The 12688-nt window shown below is 60.7% G+C and carries 8 protein-coding genes and 1 pseudogene; 8 read left to right on the top strand and 1 reads right to left on the bottom strand.

The window, feature by feature from the left end:
• Positions 1 to 58 precede the first annotated feature (58 nt).
• From DW123_RS00695 to DW123_RS00680, 4 genes are all read left to right on the top strand, one after another.
• On the top strand, positions 59 to 1426 hold the full coding sequence (locus tag DW123_RS00695) for a diguanylate cyclase (RefSeq protein ID WP_118272942.1): 1368 nt from the start codon (positions 59 to 61) through the stop codon (positions 1424 to 1426).
• A gap of 122 nt (positions 1427 to 1548) precedes the next feature.
• Positions 1549 to 2514 (top strand): HD domain-containing phosphohydrolase, encoded by a 966-nt coding sequence (locus tag DW123_RS00690; RefSeq protein WP_199570165.1) that lies wholly within the window; start codon positions 1549 to 1551, stop codon positions 2512 to 2514.
• Between the two features lie 2 nt (positions 2515 to 2516).
• Entirely contained in the window at positions 2517 to 2879 is a 363-nt protein-coding gene (locus DW123_RS00685) for an Hpt domain-containing protein (RefSeq protein ID WP_117743917.1), read from the top strand.
• Between the two features lie 5 nt (positions 2880 to 2884).
• Positions 2885 to 5443 (top strand): hybrid sensor histidine kinase/response regulator, encoded by a 2559-nt coding sequence (locus DW123_RS00680; RefSeq protein ID WP_117743916.1) that lies wholly within the window; start codon positions 2885 to 2887, stop codon positions 5441 to 5443.
• Between the two features lie 103 nt (positions 5444 to 5546).
• Here DW123_RS00680 and DW123_RS00675 read toward each other — a convergent pair whose 3' ends face one another.
• On the bottom strand, positions 5547 to 5762 hold the full coding sequence (locus tag DW123_RS00675) for a hypothetical protein (RefSeq protein ID WP_199407170.1): 216 nt from the start codon (positions 5760 to 5762) through the stop codon (positions 5547 to 5549).
• A gap of 1 nt (position 5763) precedes the next feature.
• Between DW123_RS00675 and DW123_RS00670 the strand changes: the two are divergent.
• From DW123_RS00670 to DW123_RS00655, 4 genes and pseudogenes are all read left to right on the top strand, one after another.
• Positions 5764 to 6189: pseudogene (locus DW123_RS00670) on the top strand (ZIP family metal transporter); the annotation flags it as partial.
• Between the two features lie 41 nt (positions 6190 to 6230).
• Positions 6231 to 7088: an HAD-IIB family hydrolase gene (locus DW123_RS00665; protein ID WP_117743915.1), complete on the top strand. Its 858-nt coding sequence runs from the start codon at positions 6231 to 6233 to the stop codon at positions 7086 to 7088.
• 125 nt (positions 7089 to 7213) lie between these two features.
• A complete protein-coding gene (locus tag DW123_RS00660) occupies positions 7214 to 8065 on the top strand; it encodes a TetR/AcrR family transcriptional regulator (protein ID WP_233505150.1) in 852 nt (283 codons plus the stop codon).
• A 2-nt stretch (positions 8066 to 8067) separates the two neighbouring features.
• Positions 8068 to 12681, top strand: coding sequence for a 2-hydroxyacyl-CoA dehydratase (locus DW123_RS00655; protein ID WP_118272941.1), 4614 nt, complete (start codon positions 8068 to 8070; stop codon positions 12679 to 12681).
• The last annotated feature ends 7 nt before the right edge of the window (positions 12682 to 12688 follow it).

Below are 12688 nucleotides of genomic sequence, written 5' to 3'. Positions count from 1 at the left end.
CCCTACATCGTTATATTTGACCATGTTTTAACTGGTTACCGCACGAGGAGGCGATCCCATGTCACACGATTTGGAGCGTTGCGAACAGGACCGCTCGACACAGACTCAGCCCGAGCATTGGGCGGGTTATTCGGAGCTCGAGGTATATGACCTCCTGAGTTCCCTCGTGCATGAGAAGGCTGCGATTTTCGCATATCACGCAGATTCCGATTGCTTCCGCATGCTCAAGGGCGAGCTCCGTGCGGACGCACCGGGAGTCTCGTTTGCGCAGCTTACCTCATTTGAGCTGGTGGACAGGCTTTGTTCCGGCTATATTGCGCGCATGGGTTGGAAGCGGGTATCGGAGTTTCTATCTCAAGAGCACATCGCCTTGTGCATGGAGCATGGCGCCAGACAGTCGATTTCGGTTCCCCTTGATGCGGACGGCTGCGACCGGGATTGGATGAAGCTAACGCTGTTCCCCTCGTCGCTCTCACAACAGAAAGCCTTTCTTATGGTTGAGCTCATGGACCGCAGGGAGCGTCTGTATCCCATTTTTGAGTTCTTCATCAGGAACACGAGCGCTTGCGCGTATGTCATAGAGCTTGAGACGGGCTGGTTTTTCCAGCTCATGGGGGACGAAAAAACATACGGGTGCCTTTCCCAAGAAGGTGGCGACTACTGGCAGGAGACCCTGCGTTACATCGAGCGATGTGTGCCCGAGGCGGAACGGCAGGTAGCTCTGCGCCGCATGAATCCGGAGCACATCCTTCATAAGTTGCAGGAAAACCCCGAGTACTCGTTTGTCATGAACGAGCTTGGGGAGGATGGCGAGACCCGTGCGATGCAGGTCACGTATCGCGCACTCGACATGGAGCGTGGGTTCGTATTGCTTCGACGCAAGGACGTTACCGATGCCCGCCTCAAGGAGCAGATGTTGGAGCAGGCCCAGCACGAGTCGGTGACTGATCCGCTCACGCAGGTCAACAACCGTCGCGGCAGTGAAAGTAAGATTCAAGAGGCGCTCTTGAACCCCGAGGGTTCGAGGGAATCCGCGTTGGTTCTGCTTGACTTGGACAGCTTCAAGGATGTCAATGACCGCTTTGGGCATCCTGAGGGCGACCGCGTCTTGCAGGAGGCAGCGCGCAGGCTGCAGGGGTGCCTCCGTTCCGAGGACTTCGTTGGGCGCCTTGGTGGCGATGAGTTCATCGTTTTCTTGCAAAATATCGCCGGTCTGGACAATTTGCATGTTGTGCTGGAGCGCGTGATTCGCGCGCTGCGGATTGACTGCGGGAATGAAAGCGAGCGCGCCGTTGTTACCGCGTCGGTGGGTGTGGCTTTGTGCGGGGACAAAACGTACGAGGAACTGTACCGCGAGGCGGATCGGGCGCTCTACCAGGCAAAGACGACAAAGGACGGGTATTCGATTTACGGCGAGATTGCCTAGGTTGCCGTTGAGCTGAGGAAAGAGGCGAAACACGAACATGTCGAAGCAGAAGGTGCTCATCGTCGATGACTCTGAAATGAACCGCGCGTTGCTCACTGACATCTTGGAGGGGGAGCTATGACGTGGCGGAGGCGGAGGACGGCGCCCAGGCCATTGAGGTTTTGTCTCAAAACGACGAGGACTTTTGGCTCGTTTTGCTGGACATCATCATGCCGGGTATCGACGGCTTCGGCGTGCTGGAAAGCATTCGCGAGCATCAATGGAGCAACCGCGTTGTCGTGATGATGATCTCCTCGGATGGCTCCCCGGAGAACATCAACCGTGCGTACAGCCTCGGCGCATTCGATTACATCAGTCGCCCATTCGACGCCATGATCGTGCATCGACGCGTTGAGAACACGCTCATGTTGTTCGCACGCCAAGACGACCTTGAGCGCCGTGTTAAGGAGCAGGTCGTTGAGCAGCAGAAGAACAACGACCTCATGATCTCGATCCTGTCTCATATCGTTGAGTTCCGCAACGGCGAAAGTGGGCCGCATATCCAGCATGTCAAGGGGATTACCGAGTTGCTGCTTCAACATCTGCTTGCCATGACGGATCAGTACCAGTTGACGGAAGACGACATCCAACTAATTGTCACGGCGTCCGCTCTGCACGACATCGGCAAGGTCGCCATCCCCGAGGAGATTCTCAACAAACCGGGCCGGCTGACCGACGAAGAGTTCGCCATCATGAAGTCGCATTCCGCGATCGGCTCCCAGATGCTGCTCGACCTTCCGGAGGAGCAGCTCGCCTCGCCGTTGATTAGTGTGGCAAACGCCATCTGCCGCTGGCATCACGAGCGCTACGACGGCCGCGGGTATCCGGACGGGCTGGTCGGGGAGGAGATTCCGATTTGCGCCCAGGTGGTTTCCCTGGCCGATGTGTACGATGCCCTCACCAGCGAGCGCAGCTACAAGAAGGCGTTCTCGCACGAAAAAGCACTTTCGATGATTATCGAGGGGCAGTGCGGGACGTTCAATCCGCTGCTTTTGCAATGCCTCACTGAGGCTTCCGACGAACTTGCCGCAATGAAAGGAATTGGTTGATCATGGATTTGAAGACGTGCTACGAAGAGCTGGGCGGAGACTACGAGAACGTGCTCGGCAGGTTGAGTCGTGAGCAGCTCGTCGAGAAGTTCATGCTCAAGTTTTTAAACGACAAAAGCTACAGCCAGCTTGTGGAGACCATGGAAGCCCACGATGTCGAAGAGGCCTTCCGAGCTGCCCATACGCTGAAGGGCGTGTGCCAGAACCTGTCGTTCTCCAAGTTGAACGGCAGCAGTGTGCAGGTGACCGAGGCGCTCCGCGCAGGCGACTACGATGCGGCCGTGCAGTTGATGCCGCAGCTCACCGATGATTACCAGACTGTCGTGCGTGCCATCGAATCGTACAAAGCGTCTAAGGAGGTCTAAGCACCGTGGCTGAGAATCGAAAGAAAACCCGCACCGAGAAGTTTTTGATCCGCAGCTTTGTGAGCCTGATCCTGTTCAGCGTCTGCGCGTTCGGCGTGCTGGGCTTTTACATGAACTTCCGCAGCCGTGAGGCGTTCCATCAAATCGGCGAAGTGTACATGTCGGGCGTGAACAAGCAGATGTCGCAGCGCTTCGAGAGCATCATCCAGCTGCGTTTCGACCAAGTCCAGGGCTTGGTATCGGTGGTGTCGTACGAGGGGCTCGACGAGGAGGAGCTTCACGAGGAGCTCGCGTACCGAGCTAAGGTGCGCGGTTTCGATTACGTAGCGCTCTGCTCGAATACGGGCGAGTTCGAGACGATTATTGGCGACGCGGTGCAGCCGGTCAAGCCCGGCCCGTTCGTGGAGGCGGTGCTTTCCGGCGAGCAGCGTGTGGCCATCGGCGTCGACGCGGAGGGGCGTAGCGTCGTTTTGTTTGGCGTGAAGGCGGAGTACCCCATGCACGACGGGGGAATGAGTTCTGGACTGATCACAGCGGTCCCGTTGAGTTACATTTCGGATCTCCTCGCCTTGAACGACGAGAACCAGCCCATGAATTACTGCATCGTGCGCGATGACAGCAGTGTTGTGATTGCGGGAGCGGCCGTTCCGGTTGAGAGCGGCGACGAGAGCCTCATGGATTCCCTCTCTGCCTTGCACGAGAGCGCCTCCACCGGCTACTCTGCCGAGGACTTTTCGAGTGCGCTCGAGGAGGGAAGGTCGTACGACGCTACGGTCATATTCGGCGGGGAAGAGCAAGAGCTTTTCAGCACGCCCCTGCCTCATTCCGAGTGGAATCTTATCGCGTTCATGCCGTATAACCAGCTGAATTCCATCATGGAGCAGCTGGACAGCCACCGTACTAACTTCACGATTCTGGCGTGCGTCTCGGTCCTGCTCGTCATGCTGTGGATTTTTGTCCAGTATTACCGCATGAGCAACAACCGCCTCAAGGAGCTCGAGGTGGCGCGTCAGGAGGCCTTCGAGGCGAGTAAGGCCAAGAGCGAGTTCCTTGCGAACATGAGTCACGACATCCGCACGCCCATGAACGCGATCGTGGGCATGACCGCGATCGCGCGTGCTCACATTGACGACATCGAGCAGGTAAAGGGCTGCCTCAAAAAGATCGCGCTTTCGAGTAAGCAGCTCCTGGGTTTGATCAACGACATCCTGGACATGTCCAAGATCGAGAGCGGAAAGCTCACGCTCTCCTACGAGCGCATTTCGCTGAGGGACCTGTTCGATGGCATCGTCAGCGTCATGCAGCCGCAGATCAATTCGAAGAAGCAGAGCTTCGACGTGCACATCGAGAATGTCGAGACGGAAAACGTGTGGTGCGACGGCGTGCGCCTGACCCAGGTACTGCTCAACCTGCTTTCCAATGCAACGAAATACACGCTTGAGGGTGGATCGATTCGCGTCAGCCTGAGCGAGGAGCCGTCTCCCAAGGGCGATGGTTACATTCGCAGCCACATTGTTGTCAAGGACAACGGCATCGGCATGACGCCGGAGTTCCTCGAGAGGATTTACGAGTCGTATAGCCGTGCGGACGGTGAGCGCGTGCACAAGATCGAGGGCGCGGGTCTGGGCATGGCGATTACGAAGTACATCGTTGACGCCATGGAAGGTTCCATTGAGATTGAGAGCGCCCTGGGCGTGGGCTCGGAGTTCCGCCTGACCTTCGATTTCGAGAAAGCCAATGAAAGCGAGGCAAGCATGGTGCTGCCGAGCTGGAACATGTTGGTTGTCGATGACGATGAGTTCGTGTGCAAGGCCACGTCCGATGCGCTGCGCTCGATTGGCGTGAACGCCGACTGGACGCTGGACGGGGAAGAGGCGATTCGCCTCGCGGTGGCCCGTCACCAGCGCGGCGATGGCTACGAGGTTATCTTGCTCGACTGGAAGCTCCCCGGAATCGACGGCATCCAGGTGGCGCGCCGTCTGCGCGACGCGCTCGGCACCGGGTTCCCCATCCTGCTGATTTCCGCGTACGACTGGAGTGAGTTCGAGAACGAGGCGCGCGAGGCAGGTATCAGCGGATTCATTCCAAAACCGCTGTTCAAGTCCACGCTGTACCACGCGTTGAGCCAGTACTGCGACGAGGAGTCCGAGGGAGAGGCCAGCGAGGAGCAGGAGTTAAACCTGGCCGGTCGCCGACTCCTGCTTGCCGAGGACAACGAGCTCAACTGGGAGATTGCGGCTGAGCTGTTGTCCGATTTGGGAATGGAGCTTGAGTGGGCGGAGGACGGCCAGATCTGCCTGGGCATGTTCGAAAAGTCCGAGGCGGGCTACTACGATGCCATCCTGATGGACCTGCGCATGCCGCATATGAACGGCTACGAGGCAACGGAGGCCATCCGCGGGTTGGAGCGTCCGGACGCGCGGAGCATCCCGATCATCGCTATGAGCGCCGATGCGTTTGTCGAGGACCGTCAGCGTTGCCTGGATTGCGGCATGAACGCCCACGTGGCAAAGCCGATTGACGTCGAGAAAGTTGCCAAGATTCTCGAGAGGTTTACGAGCTAGGCCGAACCGGTTGTCAGATTGCGCTGTTGCCGGTTTAGCGCGTGAAGGGGCGCCTCGGATGGTCCGGGACGCCCCTTCACGCATCGAAAACGACGAACGGAGTCTACTTGTCCTGTTCGTGCTCGGCGATGCGCTTGTCGTAGTTGGCGATCTTGTAACCAAGGCGATCGAGTCCCGCTTTGATCTTGTCGAGGCGCTTCTGTGCCTCTTCACGTTGCTCGATGAGAATTGCCTTGCGTGCTTCGAGGGTCGACTCGCCCTGATCAAACAGCTGCATGTACTCGATGAGCGCCTCGATGGAGACGTTGGCTCCGCGCATGCTTCCCGAGGGCATGAGCGTGGGCCTGCTGTTCGCCATGGCCTCTCAGGCGGTGGGCGAGGCCGCCAATGCCTACTTGGGCATGGCGTTTGCCCTGGCCATCGGCATCGGCCTACAGAATTTCCCCGAGGGCGCGGCGATTTCGCTCCCGCTGATGCGCGAGGGCCTGAGCCGCCGCAAGGCGTTTTTGCTCGGTAGCCTCTCGGGCATCGTCGAGCCGATTTTCGGCGTGGCGGTCGTGTTGGTGAGCGGGCAGATCGCGCCGTTCATGCCCTGGCTGCTGTCGTTTGCCGCGGGTTCCATGATCTACGTGGTGGTTGAGGAGCTCATCCCCGAGGCGCATCTGGGAACGCATTCCAATGTGGGAACGCTGGGGGTTATTGCGAGATTCGTGATCATGATGGTGCTCGATGTGGCGCTCGGGTGATAAGGTCGAATACACGACGCGCCTGCGGAAGGAGCCGCCCCATGATCAAGATGTTTGCCAGCGACCTTGACGGAACGCTGTTCAACCTGCTGCATCAGACGGACGACGTGATCCGCAGGGCGGTGCAGGCGGCGCTTGACCAGGGGGTTCGTGTGGTGCCCGCAACAGGTCGCATCGCGCCTCCGTCTGGCGAGGACGGCTTTGGGGGCCTCGCCGTCGATGCGGTGTGCGCCAACGGCTCCATCATCCGCGGGGTTGAAGGAGAGCTGCTCAAAACCTACCCGGTGGATCCGGTGTTCGTAGAGGACATTATCAGGACCTTTCCCCAAATCTGCTTTGATTGCAACACGCCTGAGGGCATCCTTTCAACGGGAACGCACGAGCAGCACCAAGCAGGCTTCAAGCGCGACAGTCTGTTCAGGCAGATTCTCATGCGCGGCATGCACGCGAGCGGCAAGATGACCACGATGCACCTTTATGAGCAACCCCTTTCCGTCATTCAAGAGCACGAGGTCTGCAAGATCAACGCGCGCATCGCCGACCCGGATCTCGAGCGCGAGCTCAAGGCGTATATCGCCGACCACTCCGACACGGTGGTGAATGCTCCGTTCAACCCGGTGATATTCGAACTGACCGACAAGGGCTGCAACAAAGGAGAGAGCGTGGCGTGGCTGGGGCGCTATTACGGCATCGAGGAGGACGAGATCGCCGTGTATGGAGACGGTGGCAACGACATCGTGATGCTGGAGCGCTTCCGTCATTCGTACGCCGTGGCAAATGCCGCCGACGCCGCGAAGGCCGCCGCGAGTGAGACCATCGGCTATAGCGCGTTGCATGCCGTGCCCAAGCACATGATGCGGACGCTGCGCAAGCAGAGCGGTCGCGTGATCATCTCCTAGTAGAGAAGCAGAAAAACGATTTCCGACAGACCGAACCGCGCGCCATTTGCCATGCCGTTTTCATGTTGATACACACATCGTGTAATAATACACAGTGTGAGTAATAGCAACATGAAAGGGGCGTTATGTCTCGATCTGCAAACGCCCGCGCACTCGAGGCGCAAGCGGGCACTCCGATTAGCGGGGACAATCGGGAACAAGCGGGTGTGGCCATGTGCAGCAAGCCCGAGGCCCCGTTCGGCAAACGCGATCGGCGCAGTTTGCGTTCCCAGCGTGCGTTGCAGCGTGCGCTCGCGCAGGAGCTCGTCGCGGGTGGGGACATTGGCCACCTGAGCGTGGCCACGCTCACCGAGCGCGCGGGCCTCACGCGCCGTACGTTCTATTCCCATTACAAGGACATCCCCGACTTCATCAATCAGGTCGAAAACGGTCTGCTCTGCGAGATCGGCGCGCGTGTCCGCAGCTTCAGCGAACTTACCCTACCCGACCTCTATACGAGCATCGATGAGCTCGAGCCTGCTCCCGGCGCTGTTGAACTGCTGCAATACCTGGCGGACAACCGCGAGCTTATCGGCTCGCTCTTGGGGCCCGGCGGAGACCCGGCGTTTATTGAAAAAATCGTCGACCTTGTGCGCAACGAGGTATCGCAGCGCATGCAAACGGGTATCTTCCCGGCCGTACTGAAATCGTTCTTCGATTATTACCTCACCTCGGTGGTGGCCTCCGAGGTGGGGGTGGTGCAGCGCTGGTTCGCCACGGGCCTGCGCGAGTCGCCCAAGACGATGGCGTGCATCATGACGGTCATCGCGTTCGTCCGCCCGGGCGACCTGTACGGCATGCCCATTGAGATCAACGTGCCGAAGTACGGTATGAAGCTGTTCGAGTTGAACGTGGACAACTTCGACCTCGGTGCGGCGCGTGACTTTGAAACCCTGAACGCGATGAACGACGCTTCCAAACAGACGGAAGAGGAGTAGCAATGGCAGAGAATATCAAGGATGCAACAGGTGCGGCTCCGGTGCCCGAGGGCGCGATTTGGAACCCGGGCAACGCGACGGGCCAACTCCACCTGGGTATCGACGTGGGTTCCACCACGGTCAAACTCGCGGTGCTGAACGACGCCAACGAGATCGTGTACGCCAAGTATCAGCGCCATCACACCGACGTCCGCGCCTGCGCCCGCGACCTGTTCGAGGGCGCTGCGACCGTGCTGCCGACGGCCCAGATGACCTGCGCCATTACCGGTTCGGGTGGTCTGCTGCTCTCCCAATGGCTCGACCTGGAGTTTGTCCAAGAGGTCATTGCCAGCAAGCGCGCCGTCGAGACCCTCATCCCGTCTACCGATGTCGCCATCGAGCTGGGCGGCGAGGACGCCAAGATCATCTACTTCGACAACGGTATCGAGCAGCGCATGAACGGCACCTGCGCCGGCGGTACGGGCGCCTTCATCGACCAGATGGCAACCCTGCTGCACACCGACGCGAGCGGCCTCAACGAGCTCGCGGCCAACGCCACCACCATCTATCCCATTGCCAGCCGCTGCGGCGTCTTTGCCAAGACCGACGTGCAGCCGCTGCTCAACGAGGGAGCCCGCCCCGAGGATGTGGCCGCTTCCATCTTCCAGGCTGTCGTGACTCAGACCATCTCGGGCCTGGCGTGCGGCCGCCCCATCCGCGGTAACGTCGCCTTCCTGGGCGGCCCGCTGCAGTATCTCTCCGAGCTGCGCCACCGCTTCTACCTCACACTCAACCTGGACGAGGAGCACCGCATCGTGCCCCAAAACGCCCACCTGTTTGTGGCGAGCGGCGCCGCCATGGCGCACGAGTCCAGCAAGCTCAGCACGTTCCCGCAGCTCATCGAGGCCATCGATAGCCTCGGCGACACGCAGGGTGCCGAGGTCGAGCGCCTGGATCCGCTCTTTGCCAGCGACGATGATTTTGCCGAGTTCAAGGGTCGCCACGACACTGAGGTCGTCCCCAAGGGCAAGCTCGACGGCTACACCGGCCGCGTGTTCATCGGCATCGATGCCGGCTCCACCACCATGAAGGCCGCGCTCGTGGGGGAGGACGGTCAGCTGTTGCACACCTGGTACGGCAACAACAACGGCGACATCCTGGGCACGGCCAAGGTCATCATGGCCGATTTCTACAACCACATCCCTGCCGGCTGCACTATCGGCCACGTGACCACCACCGGTTATGGCGAGGCGCTGCTCATCGAGGCGCTCAAGGCCGACTCCGGCGAGATCGAGACCGTCGCGCACCTGCGTGGCGCCAAGGCGTTTCTGCCCGGCGTCGAGTTCATTCTGGACATCGGCGGCCAGGACATGAAGTGCCTGCGCGTGAAGGACGGCGTCATCGAGCACATCATGCTCAACGAGGCTTGCTCGTCGGGCTGCGGCAGCTTTATCGAGAGCTTCGCCGTCTCCATGGACATGGACGTGCGCGCGTTTGCCAATGCCGCCATCCATGCCAAGGCTCCGGTCGACCTGGGCAGCCGCTGCACGGTCTTTATGAACTCGCGCGTTAAGCAGGCGCAAAAGGAAGGCGCCACGGTGGGCGATATCGCGGCCGGCCTGTCCTATTCCGTCATCAAGAACGCCTTGTTCAAGGTCATTAAGCTGCGCGATCCCAAGGAGATTGGCAGTCAGGTGATCGTCCAGGGCGGCACCTTTATGTCCGACGCCACGCTGCGTGCATTTGAGCAGCTCACCGGTGTTCACGCCGTGCGTCCCGACATTGCCGGCTGCATGGGCGCCTATGGTGCGGCCCTGCTCGCCCGCGATCGCGCCGGCGCCGACGGCACCTCTACCATCCTTTCGGCCGAGGACATCGCGCACCTCACTGTGACGCAAAAGCACGTCCGCTGCGGCCGCTGCTCCAACAACTGCCAGCTCACCGTCAACGACTTTGGCGGCGGCAGGCGCTTCATTACCGGTAACCGCTGCGAGAAGGGTGCCGGCCACAAAAAGCAGAAGACCGAGGCTCCCAACCTCTTCAAAAAGAAAAACGAGCTGCTCTTTGGCCGCGAGGTCCTGAGTCCCGACGAGGCCCCGCGCGGCACCGTCGGTATCCCGCGCGCGCTCAACATGTACGAGAACTACCCCTTCTGGCATGCGTTCTTTACGCGCCTGGGCTTTAGCGTGCAGCTGTCCGACCAGTCGAGCAAGAAGACCTACCAGGCGGGCATCGAGTCCATGCCGTCCGAGAGCGTGTGCTATCCGGCCAAGATGAGCCACGGTCATGTGATGAACCTCATCGACCGTGACGTCGACTTTATCTGGATGCCGTGCGTGCGCTGGGAGCGCAAAGAGGACCCGACGGCTGGTAACTGCTACAACTGCCCCATCGTCATGAGTTACCCCACGGCGCTGGCGCTCAACATCGACGAGATCCGTGAACAGAACATCGAGTTCCTGTATCCGTTTGTGCCCTATCACGATAAGACCGAGCTCAAGCGCCGCTTGTACCAGGTGCTCGCCGTCGACCGCGTGGCCGACGCCGAGGCCGGTCGCGGTCGCGTGCGCGGACCCAAGATCACCCGCTCCGAGATCGATGCCGCCGTCAATGCCGCCTATGAGGCCGATGCACGTTTTCATGAGGACATCCAGACCATGGGCGAGGAGGCCCTTAAGTGGGTCGAGGACCACGGCGGCCACGGCATTGTGCTCGCCGGCCGTCCCTACCACAACGACCCCGAGATCAACCACGCCCTGCCCGAGCTTATCTCGAGCTTTGGCTTTGCGGTCTTTACCGAGGATTCGCTCGCGCACCTGGTGAAGCCCGAGCGCCCGATCCGCGTCGTTGACCAGTGGATGTACCACAGCCGCCTGTACGCCGTCGCCCGCTTTGTGACCATGCGCAACGATCTGGACTTGATCCAGCTGAACTCCTTTGGGTGCGGCCTGGACGCCCTCACCACCGACCAGGTGCAGGAGATTCTGGAGGCCAGCGGCAAGATTTACACCGTGCTCAAGATCGACGAGGTGTCCAACCTGGGCGCCGCGCGCATCCGCATCCGCTCGCTCATGGCGGCGCTCAAGGACCAGGAGGCCGAGCGTCTGGCCGAGGCAACCGCTGCGGGTGAGGCCTACGAGCAGGGCGATGCCGCGCCGGTGGCGCCCTCCACGGATGCCCCTGCGTTCGCGAGCCGTAAGTACAGGTTCGAAGCGCAGCGTGAGAGCGCCTCGACTGCATGGCCCAAGGTGCCCTTTACCGAGCAGATGCGCGACGAGGGCTACACCATCCTGTGCCCGCAGATGGCGCCGATCCACTTTGACCTGGTCAAAGAGGTGTTCCGTGGTGCCGGCTACAACCTGGAGCTGCTGCCCTCGACCGATCACGACGCCGTCGAGGCCGGCCTGCGCTACGTAAACAACGACATTTGCTACCCGTCCATTTTGGTGACCGGTCAGATTATGGAGGCCATCGAGAGCGGCCGATACGACCTGTCCAAGACCGCCGTAGTCATCAGCCAGACCGGCGGCGGCTGCCGTGCCACCAACTACATCGCGCTCATCCGCAAGGCCCTGCGCGAGAGCGGCCATCCCGAGATCCCCGTGATCTCGCTTTCGGCCGTGGCGCTCGGCGAGGACAACCCCGGCTTCAAGATTACGCCGGCGCTGCTTAAGCAGGCTGTGTACGCGGTGCTCTTTGGCGACGTGATGATGCAGATGCTCTACCGCTGCCGCCCGTACGAGGCCACGCCCGGTGCCGCCAACGCGCTCTACGAGGAGTACATGGCGCGCGCCCGCAAGCTCGCGCCCAAGTTCAACAGGCATAACTACACCAAGCTTGCTCGCGAGGCCATCCGCGCGTTCGACACTATGCCGCTCGTGGGCGAGGGCACCAAGCCGCGCGTGGGCGTGGTCGGCGAGATCCTGGTCAAGTTCCATCCCACGGCAAACAACCACGTGGTCGATGTCATCGAGCGCGAGGGCTGCGAGGCTGTGGTTCCGGGCCTACTCGACTTCTTCCTGTACTCCATGAGCAATGCCGAGCTGCAGAAGGACGAGCTGGGCAGCTCTGCTACGACGCGCGCAGGCATGCAGGCGCTCATCAAGCTCGTGGACTGGATGCGTACGCCGGTGGAAGAGCTGCTCGAGAAGTCTCGCCGCTTTGAGGCGCCCGAGCGCATCGGCACCATGGCCGACAAGGCCCGCACGGTGCTTTCGGTGTGCAACAACATGGGCGAGGGCTGGCTGCTCACGGCCGAGATGCTTGACCTCATCGACCACGGCGCGCCCAACATCATCTGCACGCAGCCCTTCGCGTGCCTGCCCAACCACGTGGTGGGCAAGGCCGTGATCAAGGAGCTGCGCCGCCAGCACCCCGAGAGCAACATCGTAGCGGTCGATTACGACCCGGGTGCGTCGGAGGTGAACCAGCTCAATCGCATCAAGCTGATGATCAGCGTGGCGAAGGAAAACATGCGCGCCGGCAAGGGCTTTAAGCTCGAGAAGGTGGCGCCGCTCGCGATGGACGAGGTCACCGGCCAGATGCGTGCCCACGACGGCTGCGCGAACTGCGGACCGGCCAGCGAGGAGGCCGTGGCATCGGTCGCTGAGCGCCTGGGACGCGGCATTAAGAAGTAAACGGCCC

It is taken from the genome of Collinsella sp. AM10-26, from assembly GCF_003472525.1.
In the GTDB taxonomy this organism is placed as follows: domain Bacteria; phylum Actinomycetota; class Coriobacteriia; order Coriobacteriales; family Coriobacteriaceae; genus Collinsella.
This window is presented reverse-complemented; position numbering and strand designations above follow the sequence as displayed.